Origin of the sequence: Salinisphaera sp. SPP-AMP-43, assembly GCF_049568105.1 — a bacterium.
Taxonomy (GTDB): domain Bacteria; phylum Pseudomonadota; class Gammaproteobacteria; order Nevskiales; family Salinisphaeraceae; genus Salinisphaera.
This window is the reverse complement of sequence record NZ_CP145335.1, coordinates 2,119,833-2,139,914: the sequence shown is the minus strand read 5'-3', so window position 1 is coordinate 2,139,914 and position 20,082 is coordinate 2,119,833. Positions and strand designations below refer to the sequence as shown.

Below are 20,082 nucleotides of genomic sequence, written 5' to 3'. Positions count from 1 at the left end.
GACAAGTGTTTGTACAACACAATGGTATGTACAGGCCGAAGCCGGTCGAATCAATGCCTGTCGAGCAGGCCGGCGATCGTAGGCTCCAGTTTCGACCAGTCGGTGAGCACGCCGTCGGCTCCCAGTTCGGCTGCCGGCGTAGCGGAATAGCCAAAGTCGGCGATCAATACGGCCAGTCCGGCCGCATGGCCGGCTTGACGATCGACCGCCATATCGCCGATATACAGCGCTTCGCCGGACTGGCAGACCAGTTGCCGCAGGCAGGCCTGCAACGGTGCCGGATCGGGTTTGAGCGCATACTGGCCGGCGCCGACCACGGCATCGATATACCGATCGAGGCCCATATGCGCGACCACTTGGTCGGCAATCGGTTTCGGCTTGTTGGTGCAGATCGCGAGCAGCATACCGTCGGCTTTCAGCCGTGCCAGGGCTGCTTCGGTACCCGGATATAGCTGGCTGTCGACGCAGGGCTGCTCCCGGTAGCAGACACCGAAGCGTTCGGTCAGCTCGGTGAGGCGCTGGTCATCGAGCGTGTGTCCGTGGGCTTCGGCAACGCGAGCGATGAGCTTGCGAGCCCCATTGCCAAGATAGCGTCGGGCGTCTTCGGCGGTAATCTCGAACTCGAATTCGGCCAAAGCACGATTGACCGCCGCTGCGATATCCGGCGCGCTGTCGATGAGCGTGCCGTCCAGATCGAAAATGATCGCACGCGGCCAGCCATGGGCCACGGATAGGGCTTGGGACATAGTGAACTCCAAGGGGCGGTGATCGGCCGGTACCTTGCCGGCGCGCGCCGATAGTTTACGGATTCGGCCGGGCCAGCACAGCCTGATATGGCAGCGAACTGCCTCTGAAGTCGCATCGATGGCGTAGAATCGCGGCGTTCATTTTTATCTTCGGTGTTGCGTGTCGGAATCCGCGTCCAACGCAAATCTGTGGTCGCTGCGGCGCCAGCTGTTCTCCCAGACCTGGCCGATGGCAATCGGGGTACTTTCGCTGCTGGGTTTCCAGCTGGTCGATGCCGCGTTTGTGGCCCATCTGGGTACGGCCCCATTGGCCGCCCAGTCATTCACTTTCCCTGTGACCTTTCTGACCATCGGTATCCAGGTGGGCCTGGGCATCGCCATTGCCGCGCTCATCTCACGGGCGATTGGCGCTGGCGAGATCGAACGTTCGCGCCGGCTGGGTTCGTTGGTGCTGATCGGCGGCAGTGTCACGATCGGCGTATTGGCCATCATGCTGTGGTTCGCGCATGGCTTGATCTTTGCTCAGCTCGGTGCAAGCGCCGACATGCTCGAGCGAATCGCACCGTACTGGGCCGTGCAACTGATCGCGAACTGGCTATCGGCGCTGTTGTATTTTGGGTACACGCTGTTCCGAGCGCACAACAATACCCGGCTGCCCGGCATGCTCATGGTGCTGACCAGCCTGTGCAATCTGGCCCTCGATCCGGTTTTGATTTTCGGTCTGGGACCGATTCCGGCGCTAGGGCTGCCCGGTGCGGCGCTCGCGACCATTATCTCGTTCACCATCGGGTTGCTGATACTGGTGCGCCGGCTGGCGGGTAAGGATTGGCTGTCGATCGACGATCTCACCGGGGAAATTCAGCGTTCGACTGGCGCCTTCGCGGTGATCGCCGGCCCGGCCATGGTCAGCCAACTGATGCCGCCGCTGGCGGCGATGATTGCCACTGGACTGGTCGCCAGCCTGGGTGATTCGGCGGTCGCAGCCTGGGGGCTGCAGAGCCGGCTGGAAACGATGTCGCTGATGGTCGTGCTCGGGCTGACCATGTCGTTGCCGCCATGGCTCGGCCATTGCTACGGCGCCAACAACTGGCCCCGGATTCGGGCGCTCATGTATATCGCGTTCCAGTCGGTGATGATCTGGCAGCTGTTGTTCGGGTTGGTCATGGCGGCTGCCGCGCCGTGGGTGGCCGGCGTACTGGCCAGCGAGCCAGCGGTTGCATCGGCGCTGACCCAGCTGATTCGTGCGATGCTGCCCAGCTATGCGTTGCTAGGGATCTGCATGATCGTGGTCTCGGCCTCGAACGCGCTCGGCTGGCCGGTACGGGCCATGCTGATTTCCTTTGCCCGTCTGTTCGTCTGCTATTTGCCTTGTGTGGCGCTGGGTTTGTGGTTCGGCAGTATGACCACGATCGCGCTTGGCGCGCTGGCGGGCAATATCCTGGCCGGTACGCTGGCCTGGCTGGTGTTTCGTTCGAGCCTGGCCGATATCGACCAGGCGATGCAGCCCGCGACATGAGCGAGCGGGATGAGCCGCCTGTGCCCTTGTCGCGTCGCCATGCGACCCGGCTGCGCCATTACTGGCGCTCGTTCGGCTGGGCCTGCCACGACAATATCGATATCGATCTGCTGCGCTGGGGGCTGGTTGTCGAGCAGCCGGGCGACGCGGCCAGCGTGTTCCGGCTCAGCGATGCCGGGCGGACTGCGCTTGGCGCTGGCCTGAGCCGCAACCGGCGCGCGCGTGACCTGCATAGCCAGGTCACCCAGGCCGTAGCCGCGCATCTGGCAGAAAGCGGGCGATTGGTGTTCACCGAGTTATCGGTACGCACCGAGCACGAGGGCCGCTGGCGGTCTTGTAAGCCGGATGTGTTCTCGATCGTACGCGGTCTCCGAGCCGATCATCTGGCCCCACAGGTGCATGAAATCAAGGTCGGGCGGGGGGATCTGCTGGGCGAGCTGAGAGGCGCCAAGATCGAACGTTATCGTGAATTGGCGGCTTCGATTTACCTGGTGCTCGCCGAGGGCATCGCCGATCCAGACGAAATTCCGAGCGACTACGGCGTGGCGTTGTATTCGGAAACTGCGGGCTTTCGTATCGCGCGTACCGCGCCGATCGGCGATTACAGCCTCGAGACACGGCACTGGATGGCTCTGGCCAAGGCCACGCCCTTTAGGGCCGAGTCCGAAACCACGCAACTGTCGTTTTAACGACGTGTGGGCCTGCACTGGCGGCCGCCCAGGCGAGCCGATGCACGATTTTCGATGGCCTGGCAGGCGGGGCAGGCCGAGATCGGGTACGAAATATCGTGCTTTCGGCTTACGCCCACCGCTCAATAGATTTAATATTTGGTCTCAAAAGGGCAACCACGAACGAGGGTCCATGAACCGAATCACGTCGAGCCGTGCGGGACTGCGCTGGCTTTTGATCGTCATGCTGGTGGGCATGTTGGCGGGCTGTGGGATCAATACGATTCCGCGCGACAATCAGGCGGTCAAAGCAGCCTGGGCCCAGGTGCAGAACGAGTATCAGCGCCGTGCGGATTTGATTCCGAATCTGGTCGCCACGGTCAAAGGCTATGCCAAGCAGGAGCGCGAAACACTTACGGCTGTGACCCAGGCGCGCTCCAAGGCCACGTCGATCCAGGTTGATGCCAGCACGATCGATAATCCGGACAAGCTACAACGCTATATCCAGGCACAGAACAAGCTCTCGGGAGCGCTCAGCCGGCTGTTGGCGGTCTCGGAACGCTATCCGGATTTGAAATCGAACCAGAATTTTTTGGCGTTACAGTCCCAGCTCGAAGGCACCGAAAACCGGATTGCCGTGGCCCGGCGCGACTATATCCAGGCGGTACAGAAATACAACACGGATCTCGTGACCTTCCCGGGTCGGATCTGGCATTGGCTGATGTATAGCGACATGAAGCCGCACGCCAACTTCGAAGCCACCGCCGACAATGCCGAACAGGCTCCGGAGGTGCAGTTCTGATGGGGCGGAAGCCGATTCTCCGAGCCAGCATTGCGCTCGTTTGGCTTTGGGGGCTGGCCTTGCTACCGGTACTGGCCCTGGCAGCGACTCCGGACTTTCCGCAATTGACTGGCCGTGTGGTCGATAACGCCGACATGCTGTCGCCGGCGACCGAGCAGCGTTTGACGCGTATTCTGAGCGGGCTGGAGCAGAGCAATGGCGATCAAGTGGTCGTCGTTACGCTGCCGGATCTGGATGGCCACTCGATCGAGAGCTATGGCTATCAGCTTGGGCGCAGCTGGGGGATCGGCGACCAGCACAAAGACAACGGTGCGCTCCTGATCATCTCCAAAAAAGATCGTGCCATCCGCATCGAGGTAGGTTATGGCCTGGAAGGCCAGCTCACTGATGCCAAATCTTCGGTGATCATTCATCGCATCATCGAGCCGGCATTCAAGAAAGGTGATTTCGATGCCGGCGTGCTGCAGGGTACTGCGGCCATCGTCCAAGTGTTGGGCGGCAAGCCGCCGTCAGAGCTTGCGGCCCAGGCTTCGGAGGCGATGCAGCATAATCAGAGTAATCGACCATCGCTCGGTCATACCCTGATGTTCTTTGTACTGTTGGTCGCGATCATTGCCTTGTTTGGCGGCGGCGGCGGTGGTGGCCGAGGCGGGCGCCGTCGGCGTCGCGGCATGCCTTGGTTCATTCCGGTCGGCGGCGGTTTCGGCGGTAGCGCTGGTGGTCTGGGCGGTGGCGGCTTCGGCGGTGGATTTTCCGGCGGCGGTGGCAGCTTTGGCGGCGGTGGCGCATCCGGCGGCTGGTAACTCTACGGGGCAATCTAAAAGGGGGGATTCAATGACGGTCTTTTTTGAACAGGCACGACATGCGATCGCCGAGGCGGTCACCCGTATCGAGCGCGATACCGACGCCGAGGTGGTGACCGTACTGGCACCCCAGGCCGAAAATTACCGGTGGATCGGTTTGTTCTGGGCGGCATTGGTTGCATTGTTGCTACCCGGAATATTGATGTTCTTTCCGGCCTGGGTCGATATACGCACGATGCTCTTGCTCCAGTGGGGCGTGTTTGTCGTGCTCGGTCTGGTTTTTCAGCTGCCACAGGTCACGCCGCGGCTGGTGCCCCGGTCGGTGCGTTATGCGCGGGCTGCGGCACTGGCGCGAAGTCAGTTTCTGGCCCAGAACCTGCATCGGACCGCCGAGGCTACCGGCCTGATGATTTTCGTCTCCGAGGCAGAACGCTATGTCGAGATCCTCGCTGATCACGGGATCGCCAGTCGGGTCGAGGATTCGGAATGGACGGCCATCGTCGAGCGTTTCACCGAGCGGGTCGCCGCGGGCGATACCGAGGCCGGATTCGTGGAGTGCATCGAGTCCTGCGGGGCCAAGTTGGCCGTGGTCTGTCCGGCGACCCACGAGCGTAACGAGCTTTCTAATCGATTGGTGGTGCTGGAGTAGGTACCGCCTGCTTTCCTTCATTGGTCGTAGATTACGACCAGAGCCTCGGTTGTTGCTAGAATAGTTCGCTTTTCTGCGGACCCGCGGGAGGGCACGATGGCCGAAGACAAACCGCTCGTCGGCGTGATTATGGGCAGTACCTCGGACTGGGAGACGATGCGTCATGCCCACGAGATACTCGAGCAATTCGGCGTGGCGCATGAGTGCCGCGTGGTATCGGCCCATCGCACGCCCGATCTGATGCGCGACTATGCGGCCACGGCCGAATCCCGTGGTTTGGAAGCAATTATTGCTGGGGCCGGGGGCGCGGCCCATCTGCCGGGCATGGTCGCGGCCCAGACGCTGGTGCCGGTGCTGGGCGTGCCAGTCAAAAGCCGGGCGCTGCAGGGGATCGATTCGTTGCTGTCGATCGTGCAGATGCCGGGCGGTGTGCCTACGGCAACTTTCGCGATCGGCAATTCCGGGGCGAAGAATGCCGCCCTGTTCGCAATCGCCCAGCTGGCGACCACGCGCGCCGAACTGCGCAGCCAGCTTGCCGATTACCGGGCCGCCCAGGCCGATAAAGTCAAAAACGAGTCGCTGTCATGAGTCGAACGATTCTGCCGGGATCTACCGTAGGTGTGCTGGGCAGCGGCCAGCTCGGCCGTATGTTCGCGCTGTCTGCGCGCCGTATGGGCTACCGGGTGCATACCTTCTCACCGGGTGACGATACGCCGATGGGCCAAGTGGCCGATCGTGAGGCAGTCGGTGATTACCAGGACCTGGATGCAGTCGCCGAATTCGCCGCGCGGGTGGATGTGGTGACTTTCGAGTTCGAGAACGTGCCGTACGAAGCGGCTGCCACGGCTGCCGAACATGTACCGGTGCGCCCGGACGGCCGGGTGCTGCATATCGCCCAGCATCGCCAGCGCGAGAAAGATTTTCTGCATCAGGCGGGGTTTCCGACCGCGCCGTTCGAGCATGTGCCGGACCGGTCGACGCTGACCGCGGCGATCGAGCGGCTGGGTACACCTTGCGTGCTTAAGACTGCCGGTTTTGGCTACGACGGCAAGGGGCAGTATGTGATCAAATCCGCCGACCAGGCAGATACGGCCTGGCAGGCGATTGGTGCCGGCGAAGCAGTACTGGAAGGCTTCGTCGATTTCGAAAGCGAGGTCTCGGTGGTCGCAGCCCGCGGCATCGATGGGGCGTTCGCCCATTACGGTGTGGTCGAAAACCGGCATCGCGATCATATCCTGGATGTTTCCATCCCCGATGCCGTACTCGACCCGGCCGTGGCGGATGAGGCGGTGCGTATCGCCCGTGGTGTGCTCGAAGCACTCGACGTGGTCGGTGTGCTCTGTGTCGAGTTCTTCCTTGGGCGCGATGGCACGTTGCGGGTCAACGAGCTCGCGCCGCGCCCTCACAACTCCGGCCATTTCTCGTTCGATGCCTGTGCGACCAGCCAGTTCGAACAGCAGTTGCGTAGTGTTTGTGGTTTGCCGCTAGGCGATACCACCCGGCTGGCGCCCTCGGCGATGGTCAACCTGCTGGGCGATCTCTGGGATCGCGGCACGCCGGACTGGATGCGCGCGCTATCCGACGATGGCCTGAAGCTGCACCTCTATGGCAAGGGCGACGCCCGTCCTGGACGCAAAATGGGCCATATGACCGTGTTCGGCAGCGATCGCGAAGATGCTGCTCGGCGGGCTGTGGCTGCCCGAGATCGGCTGGCGGGGCAAGGCTGACCGTCGGCTCATGCGGCGCCGCCGGTACGCCGCCGGCGCACGGCCCGGGGTTGGCTGAGTCATGACACGACGACCGCGACGTTGGATACGGCGTTTGGGCCGGCGTAGTTGGGCCGGCTATCTCGGGCATCTGTTCGGCTCGCCGTATTTTCGCTATCGCAACGCGCGCTATCTGCATGCCCTGCGCGTGGCGGTCGCCATGGGGGCTTCGATTGGACTGACCACGGGGCTCGGTCTGCCGTACGGCTTCTGGGCGTCGATTACGCTACTGGTGGTTATCGGCGGGCTCCAACACCACGGCAATATCCGCAAGAAAGCCTTCGAGCGGGCGGTAGCGACCGCGCTTGGTGCCGGCATCGGCCTGCTGCTGATTGCCCAGCACAGTCTGTTCGGTCTGATGTCATTGACCTATGCGCTCACCTCGGTGCTCGCTGGCGCCTGTGCCTATTTTGCGGTCGGCAAGGCCGGCTATATTGCGTTGTTGACCGGCATCACCTTGGTGATCGTCGGTGGCCACGGCGACAACGCCCTGGATATCGGCCTTTGGCGGGCGGCCAACGTCGGCATTGGTACGGCCGTTGCGCTGTTGTTTTCTTTCGCTTTTCCTTTGTATGCGACCTACGATTGGCGCTTTCGGCTGGCCGAGAACCTGCGTGAATGCGCCCGTTTGTATCCCCGCCTGATGATCGGCTCGCCGATGCGTGCTTCCGAACAGGTGGCCACGTTCGCCCAGCTGTCGCGTCGGCTCGTAGCGCTGCGCTCGCTGATCGATCCGGTGGCCAAGGAACTGGGTGTGCCGGTCAGTCGTCTGGAAGAAATCCAGCGTCTCCATCGTTCGATGTTGAGTGGCTTGGAGATGCTGGCCACGGCCGCTTCGCAGCGCGATGTCGAACCACAATGGGGCGCGACCCACGAGCTGCTGACGGCCCGCCGCTCGGTGATGCGACGTATGCTGCTGGCCAGCGCCCGGGCGCTTCGTTCTGGGGATACGCGTCGTTTGCATGTACTGGCGCGCCACGAAGTGGCACGTACGCCGGGGCCCAAGCCCGACTCGGAACTGGCCTACGACATGCAGGGCTCTTACTGGCTGGCCCAGCGGTTGAGCGAACAGGCCCGCCAGATGGCGCTCGAACTGGCTACGATTCGACTCAAATAGCTCGGACCCGCGACTGTGCAGGTCTCTGCTATATTCGGTTTTCCACAACCGAATGCGGAGACGCCCATGAGGGCTCATCGAATCAACCGGAAACGGATGATGCTGGCCGGCACGATTGCGCTTGGTAGCGCGCTGATAACGCTACCGGCCCTGGCTCAGCAACAAAGCCAACATTTGCGTGGCCAGATCACCGCGACTGCCAGCAGTGGTTTTACCCTAACCACCCGGGATGGGCAGAAGCGACAAATCGCTCTCACCGATGATACCAAGATCGCCGCGGTGACCAAGGGCGATCTGTCGAGTATCGACAAAGGCACCTTTATCGGTACCGCCAATGTCGAGAGCGACGGCCAGCATAAGGCCTTGGAGATGGTGATTTTCCCGCCATCGATGAAAGGCACGGGGCTGGGCGACTATGCCTGGGATCTGACCCCGGCCATGGCGGGCGCGTCGAGTTCGGGCAGCCGTACGGCCGATGGGTCTAGCATGACCAATGGTTCGGTAACGGCCCAATCGCAAGGATCGATGAGTGCGGATTCCTCGATGGGCACCGGTTCCAGCATGACCAATGGCACGGTCAGTTCGAAAAACAAGGCCAGCATGACTGCCGACGGATCGAGCATGACCAACGGCACGGTTACACAGCAGTCCGGTGCCAAGGCCTCGTCGATAACATTGCAGGTCGACTATGGCGAGGGCACCAAGACCATCGTGGTGCCGGCTGATGTACCGACGGTCAAGGTACAGCCGGGCCAGCGTTCGGATATCAAGACCGGCGCCCATGTGTTCGTTGCCGGCCCGACTAGCGACGGTACGGTCCAGGCTGCGCGCGTGATCGTCGGGCGTAATGGGGTTGTACCGCCGATGTAGTTGGGTCGGCGATGGTGCCTCGGGTAACAGCGAGCCCGGTGTTCAGCGGTATCGCTCGTTCAAGGCCCAAAGCCGGGCGAGCGTGCCGACATCCGCCAGACCGGTCGTATTCGCGGGCCGGAAATGCATTTGAAAGGACCGCAATACGGTCCGGGTTCGTTGATCCAACTCGCCGGTGACGGGCAAATCGTAGCCGTAATCGGCGAGTTGTCGTTGCACCGTGGCGATCGATGGCCGCGCATGACCAAAGCGGCGTGCGTAGAAGGCTATCCGCTGTGGATCGGGCCAGGCGCCGATGCCGGCTTCGTGCAGACGCTGCCAGGGAAACGCCGGGCCGGGGTCGATCTTGCGTCCAGGGGCTACATCGGAATGGCCGACCACGTTGGCTGGCTTGATATCGTAGCGTGTGACGATATCGCGGGCCAGCGCGATCACGGCCTGGATCTGGGCCTCGGTATAAGGCTGCCAACGGCGGTTCGGGCCGGGCGGCGACAGCGGACCGAGATTAACGATTTCGATACCGATCGAACTGTCGTTGATATGGTGGCGGCCGGCCCAACTGCTGACGCCTGCATGCCAGGCGCGCTCGTCCTCGGCGACCAGCTGGTGCACGATCGGCGCCCGGCTACGGGTATCTGGATCGCGGTCGATCAAGTAGTGCGCGCTGACATGTGGCCCGGTAAGCACCCGCAGCGCCCGGCCTGGCCGATCGCTGGTGAAATGCAGCACCAGAAACCGAACGCGATGGTTATAGGCAGTTGCTGAGACACTTTGATCGGCCCAATAGCCGAGGCGTTGCTTGAGTGTGGCTGGAGCGCCGCAGCCGACCAGGCCGATGACGAACAGGAGCGCTGCGGCGCCGCGGCCGAAAGTAAAAAAAGGGCTCACGAGTTGACCGAATACCCCGTATGATCCGGGCGATCGCGGGCATAGCTGATTTCGGTTTTGCCGTGGGGTTGAGGTTTGCCGTGTGCATCGACCGATACGAACACGATTTCGTCGATGGTCAGAATCGAGTTGCCGGTGATTTTATTGCGCACTTCGCAGCACATGGTCAGCGACGTACGGCCGAACTTGGTAGCCATAATCCCCAGTTCGATGACGTCCGCCTGTACCGCGGTCGACACGAAATTGATTTCGGAGATGTACTTGGTGACGATATGCGAATTCTCGAGCTGGATAATGGCGTAGATCGCCGCTTCTTCGTCGATCCAGCGCAGTAGACTGCCCCCGAAGAGGGTGCCGTTCGGATTCAGATCCTCCGGCTTGATCCATTTGCGTGTATGAAAATTCATGATCTGATTCCTGCTGATAAATAGCGCCCAGTCTATGGCAAGCGGCCTAGCCCGTGCAGGCATGCCGACCGAACAATCAACCGAGGTGCGGATTGTCCGCCGACGAACAGCAACAACTCGACAACCTACTGGCCGATGTACAGACCGCCGATCGATACCGGCTCGGCCAGCAGCTCAAAAAAGCTTCTGATGCAGCCGCGCGTGCCAAGACCGCTGAGCGCATCCAGACCAGTGTTGCCACCACCGAGGCCCGACGCGAGGCCCGGCCGGCGATCGAACTGGTCGAGGGGCTGCCGGTCACTGAGCGGGCCGAGGAAATCCGTGAGGCGATCGAGTCGCATCAAGTGGTTATCGTCTGTGGCGAGACCGGGTCCGGCAAGACCACCCAGCTGCCGAAAATCCTCATGCAGGCGGGGATCGGCGCGCGCGGACTGATCGGGCATACCCAGCCCCGGCGTTTGGCGGCGCGTAGCGTGGGCCAGCGGGTGGCCGAAGAAACCGGCACCGAGTTCGGTGACCTGGTGGGTTTTCAGACCCGCTTCGAGAACAAGCTCTCGGAGGCTACCCAGGTCAAGCTGATGACCGACGGCATTCTGTTGGCCGAGACCGCACGCGATCGGTTTTTGAACAGATACGAAGCGATCGTCATCGACGAGGCCCATGAGCGCACCCTCAACGTCGATTTCTTGCTTGGCTATCTCAAGCGACTGCTGGCCCGACGGCCCGATCTGAAAGTGATCGTGACCTCGGCGACCATCGATCCGGAGCGTTTCGCCGAATTTTTCGAAGACGCGCCGATCATTAACGTCGAAGGGCGCGGCTATCCGGTCGAGGTTCGCTATCGGCCGCCGGTCGAGCCCGAGACCGACAAGGCCCGCGACTGGCCCGAAGCGATCGAGGACGGGGTACGCGAGCTCTGGCGTGAAGGTCCGGGCGATATCTTGGTGTTTTTGCCCGGCGAGCGCGATATCCGTGATACCGAACGGCATCTGTCGAAGGCTCTGGCCGGCGACAAGTTCAACGCCGAGATCGTGCCGCTGTATGCCCGGCTGACCAAGTCGGCCCAGAACCGGATATTTTCGGCTTCGAACGGCCGGCGCATCGTGCTGTCGACCAATGTGGCCGAAACCTCGTTGACCGTACCCGGGATCCGCTACGTGATCGATACCGGCTTGGCGCGCATCAGCCGCTATTCGACTTCTGCCAAGGTCCAGCGCCTGCCGATCGAGCCGGTCTCCCAGGCCAGCTGCAACCAGCGCGCCGGGCGCTGCGGCCGGATCGCGCCGGGGATCTGTATTCGGCTGTTCGACGAAGCAGACTTCGAGACGCGCCCGGAATTCACCGACCCGGAGATCCGGCGCACCAACCTAGCCAACGTGCTGCTCACGATGGCCGATCTAAAGCTCGGCGCGATTGAGGAATTCCCCTTCATCGATCCGCCCGAGCGGCGTTATATCAACGACGGCCGCAATCTGCTCACCCAGCTCGAAGCGCTCAAGGACGCCCGGATCACCAAGCTCGGTCGCCAGCTGGCCCGACTGCCGCTGGACCCCAGGGTTGGGCGGATGTTGATCGCCGGCCACCAGTTCGGCGTGCCGGCCGCGCTACGTGTGATTGCGGCCGGGCTGACCATCCAGGATCCGCGCGAACGTCCTTCGGAAATGCGCCAGGCCGCCGATGAAGCGCATAAGCCGTTCGTCGACAACCGGTCGGATTTCATTAGCCTGCTCAACCTCTGGGATGGCTTCGCTGAGGCGCGCAAGGAATTGTCGGGCAACAAGTTGCGGGCCTGGTGCAAGACGCGCTTCATCAACTTCATGCGCATGCGCGAATGGGAGGATCTGGCCCGTCAGCTGCGCCGGATCGGCCACGACATCGGATTGACCAGCGATCCGGCCCGGGGACGGCTGGCCGAGGCCGACCCCGTGGCCTTGCACCAGGCGTTGCTGCCGGGGCTGCTCGATCATATCGGTGCCCTAGACGAGCCAGCCGAGGACAACGGTCAAGCTAAAGGCCGTGGCAGCAAGCCGAAACGGCGCGGCGCGGAATATCTTGGCGCTCGTGGCCGCAAGTTCCGGATCTTTCCCGGCTCGGGGCTGGCCAAACGCCAGCCGAAATGGCTCGTGGCCGGCGAGTTGATCGAGACCAGCGCCCTCTATGCCCATACCGTGGCTGGGGTCGACCCCAAGTGGATCGAGGCCGCAGCCGCACATCTGGTGACCCGCGAACGCTACGACCCGCACTGGGAGAAACGCCGCGGCCAGGTGGCCGCCCGTGAGCGGGTCAAGCTGTTTGGCCTGACCTTATCCGACGGGCGCAAGGTGGATTTTGGGCGTATCGATCCGGCCGTGGCGCGCGAGATCTTCATTCGCGACGGTCTGGTGGCGTTCGCCGTCACCGACCGGCGCGGGCGGTTGCCGGAGTTTCTGGCCTACAACCAGGCCGTGGTCGAAGAGATCCAGGATCGCGAGGCGCGTTTTCGGCGCCGCGATCTGTTGGTCGACGAAACCACCCAGGCGGCCTTCTACGAAGCACGTCTTCCGACCTCGGTGGTCGATCGCAAGACGCTGGAACAGTGGCTGAAGCAAAACGACGCCAACGGGCTGCATTTCGACGAAGACGAACTGCTGCGCTCGGCCGGGGTCGATCTAGAAGAGGGCGCCTATCCAGAATCGCTAACCCTTGGCGATTTGCCGGTCAAGCTCGACTATGCCTTCGAGCCGGGGCGCGCCGATGATGGCGTGACTGCGCGTATTCCTCTCGCTGCGCTCAACCAGATGTCGGGCGAGCGTGCGGCCTGGTTGGTCCCGGGCCTGATCGAAGAAAAATTCCGTGAATACCTCAAGGCCCTGCCCAAGAAATGGCGCAAGATGGTGGTGCCAGTACCGGATTTCGCCCGGGCCGCGGCGGAACGGGTCGAGTTCGGCGAGGGTGATCCGGTCGACGCCCTGCGTTCGGCAATCCAGGCCATGACCGGGGTCGAAATCCCGCCCGATGCCTGGGAGGGCTTCACGCCAAGCGATCATCTGCGGATGCGCTACGAGATCGTGGGTGACGACGGGCAGACCATCGCCACCGGCCGCGATCTGGCCGCGCTACGCGGCGAACTCGGCGAGCGTGCCCGGGCTGCGGTTTCCCAGGCGGTGGAACACGATATCCGACGCCAAGAACTCACCGAATGGCCGAATGTGGCGATCGATGCGCCGGTAACCCTTGAGCACGCCGGGGTGCGTTTGGAAGCCACGCCAGCACTGGTCGACCGCGGTACCCATGTAGATCTGGAATTGATGGACGATCCGGCGGATGCGGAAATTGCCCATCGCCGCGGCGTGATTCGTCTGCTTAGATTGGCTGCGGCCAAGCCTTGCCGGTTGGTCAAGCGAGATCTCGGCAATCTGAAGCGCCATGCAGTAGCCAAATGGGATCGGCCGCCGGATACGGCCGGGATCGACGCTGCGCGACTGAGCGCGTTCGAGGCCGATCCGGAAGCGCCATTGGTCGCCGATCTGCTCACTGCGCTGATCGATGCCCGGCTTGGCGCGACGCCGGTGCACGAAGACGAATTCCAGCAGGCGGCCGAGAGCGTGCGTTCGCATTTGATGGCGGATGCAGTGTCGCTGTGGTCGTCCTTGGAACCGGCCCTCGATCGAGCCGCTCAAATCCGCAAGCGCCTATCGAAGAATATCGGCCTAGACTGGATGGCCTCGATCGAGGACATCAACGAGCAACTGGCCCATCTGCTGCATATCGGCTTCATCGGGTCTGTGGCGGCGCCGGCGACCCATGCCAAGGATCTGACGCGCTACCTGCAGGCGGTCTCAATCCGTCTTGATAAATTAGCAGCCGAGGGGGCCGGGGCAGACAAGGCTCGGATGCGTGAGATTACACCGTACTGGCAGGCCTACAAACAACGCGCCGAGAAGGCGATCCGGCGTGGCCGCTGGTCGAATGAATTGACGCTGCTGCGCTGGATGGTCGAGGAATATCGAGTGCAGGTATTTGCTCAGCAAGTGGGTACGTCGATCAAGGTCTCGGCCAAGCGGTTAGATAGCCAGATCGCAGCCTGCGACGGCTGAGCCCGGTAGATGCGGCGTCGACGGTCGATGGCGTCGACGCCGCGGGCCCTCGTTACAGCAGCAGCAGGCTCATCAGCCAGACGACCAGGATGCCGACCATGCCCTGGATCAGGGTAGCAACCGTCTGGGCGCGGTAGGCCAAGCCTACCGGCATGCCGGAAAAACGCGAGACCACCCAAAAGAAACTATCGTTGGCGTGCGATACCGTCATCGCGCCGGCGCCGATCGCCAGCACGCATAGCGCTCGCCCGGTATCACTGTCCAGGCCGATATCGCCCAACAGCGGCGCGACCAGTGCCGAGGTCGTGACCAGAGCCACGGTCGATGACCCCTGGGCGCTTTTAAGTGCGGCGGCGACCAAAAACGGCATGAAGATGCCCAACCCCAGAGACGACAGTGTCTGACCGAGGAAATCGGCCAGCGGGGTTGCTTTGAGGACCGCACCAAAGGCCCCACCTGCGCCGGTGATCACCAGAATCGGTGCAGCTGCGGTAATGCCGTCGGCCACCCGGGATTCCAAAGCGGTGATGCGTCCGCCGCGCGGCAGTAGGGGTAGGGCAGCCACCAAGCCCAGCGCCAGGGCCACGATCGGGCTGCCGACAAAGGTTAGAACCGACTGCAGGAGGCCGCTACCGAGCGGTTCGGTTGGAAACGAGGCGATCGAACCCAGACAGATCAGCAAGATCGGCAAGGCGATCGGCGCGAACGACGACAGCGTGCCCGGCAAGTCTCCATGCTCGCGACGAAACGATTCGAAAACATCGCCTTCCGATGCCTCGCCGGTGTCGGTGAGTACGCCGGCCTCGGCGTCATCGCGGTCGATGAATCGATTGGCCCAGAACATGCCGGCCAGGGCCGTGATCAGCGCGACGATCGCCCCCAGCCCGATCACCAGGCCGAGATGGGTGCCCAGACCCAGGTTGCCGGCCGCAGCGATCGGCCCCGGTGTGGGCGGCACGAAAGTATGAGTGGCATACAAACCGGTAGCCAGAGCAACACTCATGGCAGTGACCGAAACCCGCATGCGCACCGCAACGGCGTTTTTCAGTGAGTTGAGAATCACAAAACCGGAGTCGCAGAATACCGGTATCGATACCATATAGCCGATCAGCGACATGGTCAGGGTTGGAAAGCGCCGGCCGAGTCGACGAATAACCGTTTCGGCCATGGTGAGAGCGGCGCCGGACTTTTCCAGTATCACCCCGATGATGGTGCCGAACACGATGACCAAGCCAATGCTGCCGAGAATGCTGCCGAAGCCTTTGCCGATCGCATCGACCACCTGATCCGGCGGCAGACCGTAGGCCACCCCGCCGACAAGTGACGCAGCCAACAGTACGAGAAACGGATGAAGCTTGAGTCCCGAAGTGGCGATCACGATGAACACGATCAGCGCGATCAGGATGAGCGTATAGATCATGAAGTGACCTGAAGAGAAATAACCGACGCAATATGCCGGTGTTCGTCTCGGTTCGGCCAGGATTCGGCCAGCGTAGGTTGCTGATAAGTTGGCTTAACCCGCCGGTATAAGCGTGATCGCGTAGAATCAGGGGAGTAGTCATGCGACGAATGGATGATGTGCGGACGTTTCGGCCTCGGCCTCAATGCGCGCTCCCTACTCAGCCTGTTCGATCTTGAGGATGAGGGCACGCTAACGGCGCGTTACAACATCGCTCCCGGGCAGTCGATACCATCAATACGATGTACTGGCGAGGGCTATACCCCTGAACTCGAAGCCATGTACTGGGGATTCATTCCGAGCTGGGACGATATTGGTAAGCGACCGGTCATCAACGCCCGCAGTGAAAAATGTGAGGGGCGTTTCTGGCGCCAAGCCTTTGCTCGTCGGCGTTGCTTGATACCGGCGAGTTGGTGGTACGAATGGCAGCCACAAGAGCACGGTAAACAGCCTTATGCCATTCAGCCCAGCAGCGGCGAGCCGTTTTGTTTTGCCGGGATATGGGCATGGCCGAAATCATTACCCGGGAATCATCGCGCGGCGGGGCAGGCGGGCTGTGCAATCGTGACCCGCGAGGCCGTACCCGAGCTCGCATCTATCCATTCGCGTATGCCGGTCGCATTAACCGAAGCGGGAGCGCGGCGCTGGCTCGCCCGCGACACGTCGGTAACATCGTTGGGTGAACTGATCGATAGAGGCATCATAACCGGGTTGCGCAGTTGGCCGGTCAGTCTTCGGGTCAATGATCCGAAGACTGACGATGCGTCGTTGATCGCGCCTGTGTCGCATCAAGAACCAGGCTAGGGCATACGGCTGCTGCCTTGGGATCGGCGGCAGGGTTGGATCAGCGATGCGGCGCCCGTATGACACGTTGGCCGAGCCACACCGGATGTAGTGATTCAGAAGGTGTTGTCGATCGGGGACTGGCGGCCGAGGTTCGTGTTGTTGTTTGGAGGCGTACGGCTCGGCTAGTGCGTGCTTCGTGTGCAGTCGTACTAGGGGCCACAGACTCTGCGTCGTAGGGATTAAAAAGGTTGCGGCTAAACCCCAGAGACAGCCATTCGATATTTATACCATCCTCTTAAAACAACGGCCTCGGCGAGGCGTTTGCTGAGGCTAAAATATACCATCCTCTTACAGCTCAAAAATCATATATGCGATTCCCGCGTTGGCAACCAACTTTTACTACTTCGTTATAAGGAGAGACAAGTCTTCAGAACGCCGGCTCGGACTGTATTAGAAACCAAAACCGCACTCGAGTGCCTCATACGCTCAGCAACGACTCAAAGTACGAAAATAGCGATGACCGCCGCGCAACGACGAAGCAGGTCGCACCACGCGATCTCCAAGGGGGTACACGCGACTATAGAGAGGCTACTCATCCAGGATAGGTTAGTGTCGTTTGCGGTGTATGCAGCGTTCAAGCTAGATCGCACCCCAATCAATACCACCTGATTTTATTTAGCAAATCGATGAATTGCCGGTGCAGTCATAGCCAAGATCATTGCGGTCCGCACCTTCCTCGGGTGAGAATCGCGGGGCATCGATTTTGCTTATTGGCGTGCCGAACCATCGGGATGTCATGTTTCCGGGCCGCTGCATGACCGCGTCTAGGCCCGATATCAAAACCAAGGGGAATTTTCACCATGTTCAGAGCTTTCCGGTTTTCCGCTGTTCTACTGTGCGCAGCCGCGCTATTGGGTTTAACCGGCACCGCTGCCGCCCAGGACAACGCACCTGGCCAACAGAGCCAGGACGACGTCAAGATCACGCACTACGAAGATTGGGAAGTCCGCTGCCCGAAGTCCGGAAACCAGAGCGAGTGCGAGATGACTCAGCTGGTTAAGAGCCCGGATACAGGCAAGCCGATCATGCGTGTCGTGATGGGGTATCCGCCGCAGATCAATACACCGGCCATGATCGTTATTTTGCCACTGGGTACACGATTGGCCCCGGGCGTCCAGCTCAGCGTAGATGGCGATCAGGCACGCCGTTTCCCGTTCCAGATTTGTCTTCAGCAGGGCTGTCGTGCGGACTTTCCGATCAAGAATCAGCTATTGAGCAAGCTCAAGGGCGGCCGCACGGCAGCGATCACGATCGTCGGCCCGAAAGGCGACCAGATCAATCTGAAGGTATCACTCTCGGGCTTTACTGACGCAAATAACGCCATTGCCAAGTAGATGCCTCGGCATCGTATCGAAAAGCCGGCCCTATAAGGCCGGCTTTTTTATGAACGGACCCCAACGGTTTGCTCTAAAGCGGCCAACAAGGTCGGCAAACCTCGTTCAAACGCGTGGTATTCGCGCAGCAACGCGGGCAGGGAATCGGCCAATGGGTTGCGACGACGCAGGCGATGGCCCACAGAACGCAGTGCGCGTTCAATACCGACCGGCTCAGCATAGCCAGTTATAAGGCGGCTGAGGCCTACAGCATCCGGCGCGCTATCCGGGGCGTTCTCAGGCCATTCAGCCTCGATGAGGTTCCCAGCACGACGTGCGAATGCCGATAGGGGTTCCTCGCTGAAATCAGCCCAGCGACGGGCCAGGGCATGGTCGAGCCCAATATCTACGATGATGCCCGCATAACGACGTAATGGCGGCTCAAAACGCCGCCGCAGGTCGCGATGGATCCAATGATCGTCGCAGTGGCTATCGATTCGGCGGTGTAGGCGGATACCCTGGTCAATAGCCGCGCTAAATCGGGTCTCATTCTCCGCCAGCCGCCCTTTGACGATATCGCCGAGGATTTGGCCGGCCGGCGACGTAGCGCTGCGATCAGCCAGCCACAGATGCGCTAGCAGATTCATACGAGATGGCTGTCCTCGGCTCCAATCGGCCGCTGATAATAGGCGACATCGTGAAATTGCTCGAATTTATAGCCGACGGCTTCCAGTACGCCAATACGCGTAAAGCCGAAACGCTCGTGAAACTTCAGGCTAGGGGAATTGGGTAGGGTAATAGCGGCAATTGCCATCTGATAGCCGGTTTGGGCCAGAGTCGCGAACAGGTGGCGATACAGACGCTCGCCTACGCCACGGCCGCGAGCGTCGGTCGCAAGATAAGCCGATGTTTCCACGGTCCAGTCGTAAGCCGGGCGGCTACGAAACGCTCCTGCATAGGCATAGCCGAGACATCGACCCGCGCTGTCTTCGGCGATCAACCAGGCATACTCAGCGTCGGTCGTCAGCGCCCGATGGCTCATTGTCTCGGCATCAGGCGCGTCGTATTCGAACGATACGGCGTTGTCGGTGACGAAGGGCGCATAAATGCGCGCCAACGCCGGGCCATCGGCCGCACACACACGACGGATATGGACTATAGAATCGTGATGCGATGGAGTCATGACGATGATCGAATACCAGACGAACCGACGAAGATCATGCGTCGAAAAACTCGACAGCGCCGGTTTCAACCGAATATTCGGCGCCCACGATCTTAAGACCATCGTTCTGGATCAGGTTTTCCAGCACCGATGAACTGTGTTGCAGCTGATCGACCGACTTATCAACGTTGGCGCGGACTGCAGCCGCGGCGAGGGCCGGCTGATTGTGACGCAACTCGGTCTGCATCAATGCATCTACCGAAGGCCGCACCCGATCGACGATCGAGCGCAGATTGGGCGATTGCTGATCGCTGGGTTGGCTGAGCTGGTCGAGGGTGGCCTTGATCGCGCCACATTGGGTGTGGCCGAGTACGACCACCAGGCGAGTGCCAAACATTTCGGCGGCGAACTCGATGCTGCCGATTTGCGAAGGGGCTACGATGTTGCCGGCCACGCGGATTACGAACAGATCGCCTAAGCCTTGGTTGAACACAATCTCGGCCGGCACTCGGGCATCCGAACAACCAAGGACGATAGCGAACGGTCGTTGTTCCTGTACCAGTTCGGCTGAAGCACCGAGCCCGGCCAAGGTATTGGAATCGGCAACATGGTTTACGAAATCGTGATTGCCCTGTTTCAAGCGAACTAGAGCTTCGTCGGCAGACAGCATAGACGTGCAACCTCGGTTGTGTACGATCGAAGTCTATTGTGCCATGTCGTCACCGCCGCACGCCCGTCGGTTCTGCCATATGGGCGTCCCGGATAATAATCACAGCTATGGAAGGCGTCTCGTTGAAGTAACGGGGCGTTGTGATCGGTTTAAGCAGGAGGCGCTGGGGTTCTGGATCCAGATGCCGCAGTTAAGTGCGCCGCAGCCACATCATTAATAGAACCGATCGGCCAGGCTTGCTCAACATACGGACAATAGCCGAGCCCGATCGGAGATATGCCGCACCGGCATGTGATGCTCTGATACGGTGCATCGTAGATTCTT

At 61.3% G+C, this 20,082-nt stretch carries 19 protein-coding genes; 12 read left to right on the top strand and 7 right to left on the bottom strand.

Features of this window, described 5'->3' with window-relative positions:
* Positions 1–50: 50 nt before the first annotated feature.
* Positions 51–746, bottom strand: a complete 696-nt coding sequence (locus V5738_RS09105; protein ID WP_423824106.1) for an HAD hydrolase-like protein — start codon at positions 744–746, stop codon at positions 51–53.
* A gap of 160 nt (positions 747–906) precedes the next feature.
* Between V5738_RS09105 and V5738_RS09100 the strand changes: the two genes are divergently transcribed.
* The 9 genes from V5738_RS09100 (at position 907) to V5738_RS09060 (ending at position 8,937) form a co-directional block, all read left to right on the top strand.
* On the top strand, positions 907–2,262 hold the full coding sequence (locus tag V5738_RS09100) for an MATE family efflux transporter (protein ID WP_423824105.1): 1,356 nt from the start codon (positions 907–909) through the stop codon (positions 2,260–2,262).
* On the top strand, positions 2,259–2,951 hold the full coding sequence (locus V5738_RS09095; protein WP_423824104.1) for a hypothetical protein: 693 nt from the start codon (positions 2,259–2,261) through the stop codon (positions 2,949–2,951). Before V5738_RS09100 ends, V5738_RS09095 begins: the two co-directional genes overlap by 4 nt.
* A gap of 223 nt (positions 2,952–3,174) precedes the next feature.
* Positions 3,175–3,732, top strand: a complete 558-nt coding sequence (locus V5738_RS09090; protein WP_423824158.1) for a LemA family protein — start codon at positions 3,175–3,177, stop codon at positions 3,730–3,732.
* Positions 3,732–4,535 carry a TPM domain-containing protein gene (locus V5738_RS09085; RefSeq protein WP_423824103.1) on the top strand — a complete coding sequence of 268 codons (804 nt, stop codon included), beginning with the start codon at positions 3,732–3,734 and terminating at the stop codon, positions 4,533–4,535. The genes V5738_RS09090 and V5738_RS09085 overlap by 1 nt, the downstream gene beginning before the upstream one ends.
* A 31-nt stretch (positions 4,536–4,566) precedes the next feature.
* Positions 4,567–5,184, top strand: a complete 618-nt coding sequence (locus V5738_RS09080) for a TPM domain-containing protein (RefSeq protein WP_423824102.1) — start codon at positions 4,567–4,569, stop codon at positions 5,182–5,184.
* A gap of 96 nt (positions 5,185–5,280) precedes the next feature.
* Positions 5,281–5,772 carry a 5-(carboxyamino)imidazole ribonucleotide mutase gene (gene purE, locus V5738_RS09075; RefSeq protein ID WP_423824101.1) on the top strand — a complete coding sequence of 164 codons (492 nt, stop codon included), beginning with the start codon at positions 5,281–5,283 and terminating at the stop codon, positions 5,770–5,772.
* Positions 5,769–6,911: a 5-(carboxyamino)imidazole ribonucleotide synthase gene (locus V5738_RS09070; protein WP_423824100.1), complete on the top strand. Its 1,143-nt coding sequence runs from the start codon at positions 5,769–5,771 to the stop codon at positions 6,909–6,911. Before purE ends, V5738_RS09070 begins: the two co-directional genes overlap by 4 nt.
* Before the next feature lie 61 nt (positions 6,912–6,972).
* Positions 6,973–8,067 carry an FUSC family protein gene (locus V5738_RS09065; RefSeq protein ID WP_423824099.1) on the top strand — a complete coding sequence of 365 codons (1,095 nt, stop codon included), beginning with the start codon at positions 6,973–6,975 and terminating at the stop codon, positions 8,065–8,067.
* 66 nt (positions 8,068–8,133) lie between these two features.
* Positions 8,134–8,937, top strand: coding sequence for a metal ABC transporter permease (locus V5738_RS09060; RefSeq protein WP_423824098.1), 804 nt, complete (start codon positions 8,134–8,136; stop codon positions 8,935–8,937).
* A 42-nt stretch (positions 8,938–8,979) separates the two neighbouring features.
* Here V5738_RS09060 and V5738_RS09055 read toward each other — a convergent pair whose 3' ends face one another.
* Both V5738_RS09055 and V5738_RS09050 read right to left on the bottom strand, forming a co-directional pair.
* Complete coding sequence (locus V5738_RS09055; RefSeq protein ID WP_423824097.1) at positions 8,980–9,825, bottom strand: N-acetylmuramoyl-L-alanine amidase; 846 nt, start codon at positions 9,823–9,825, stop codon at positions 8,980–8,982.
* Positions 9,822–10,232: an acyl-CoA thioesterase gene (locus V5738_RS09050; protein WP_423824096.1), complete on the bottom strand. Its 411-nt coding sequence runs from the start codon at positions 10,230–10,232 to the stop codon at positions 9,822–9,824. The genes V5738_RS09055 and V5738_RS09050 overlap by 4 nt, the downstream gene beginning before the upstream one ends.
* Positions 10,233–10,324: 92 nt before the next feature.
* On the opposite strand from V5738_RS09050, the gene hrpA reads away from it, so the two are divergent.
* The gene (gene hrpA / locus V5738_RS09045; protein ID WP_423824095.1) at positions 10,325–14,308 is read left to right on the top strand and encodes an ATP-dependent RNA helicase HrpA; all 3,984 of its coding nucleotides are present in this window, start codon (positions 10,325–10,327) and stop codon (positions 14,306–14,308) included.
* A gap of 52 nt (positions 14,309–14,360) precedes the next feature.
* Here the strand turns inward: hrpA and V5738_RS09040 are convergent, their stop codons facing one another.
* A complete protein-coding gene (locus tag V5738_RS09040) occupies positions 14,361–15,728 on the bottom strand; it encodes a GntP family permease (protein WP_423824094.1) in 1,368 nt (455 codons plus the stop codon).
* Between the two features lie 156 nt (positions 15,729–15,884).
* Here V5738_RS09040 and V5738_RS09035 point away from each other — a divergent pair, with 156 nt between their 5' ends.
* Together V5738_RS09035 and V5738_RS09030 are read left to right on the top strand one after the other, a co-directional pair.
* Positions 15,885–16,571: an SOS response-associated peptidase gene (locus V5738_RS09035; protein ID WP_423824093.1), complete on the top strand. Its 687-nt coding sequence runs from the start codon at positions 15,885–15,887 to the stop codon at positions 16,569–16,571.
* Positions 16,572–17,413: 842 nt separating this feature from the next.
* Positions 17,414–17,947 (top strand): invasion associated locus B family protein, encoded by a 534-nt coding sequence (locus V5738_RS09030; RefSeq protein WP_423824092.1) that lies wholly within the window; start codon positions 17,414–17,416, stop codon positions 17,945–17,947.
* A gap of 47 nt (positions 17,948–17,994) precedes the next feature.
* Here the strand turns inward: V5738_RS09030 and V5738_RS09025 are convergent, their stop codons facing one another.
* Genes V5738_RS09025 through V5738_RS09015 form a run of 3 tightly spaced genes read right to left on the bottom strand, consistent with a single transcriptional unit; the run spans position 17,995 to position 19,758 of the window.
* Positions 17,995–18,573 (bottom strand): ACP phosphodiesterase, encoded by a 579-nt coding sequence (locus V5738_RS09025; protein ID WP_423824091.1) that lies wholly within the window; start codon positions 18,571–18,573, stop codon positions 17,995–17,997.
* Positions 18,570–19,109, bottom strand: a complete 540-nt coding sequence (locus V5738_RS09020) for an N-acetyltransferase family protein (protein ID WP_423824090.1) — start codon at positions 19,107–19,109, stop codon at positions 18,570–18,572. Before V5738_RS09020 ends, V5738_RS09025 begins: the two co-directional genes overlap by 4 nt.
* A 34-nt stretch (positions 19,110–19,143) precedes the next feature.
* Positions 19,144–19,758 carry a carbonic anhydrase gene (locus V5738_RS09015; protein WP_423824089.1) on the bottom strand — a complete coding sequence of 205 codons (615 nt, stop codon included), beginning with the start codon at positions 19,756–19,758 and terminating at the stop codon, positions 19,144–19,146.
* Positions 19,759–20,082 lie beyond the last annotated feature (324 nt).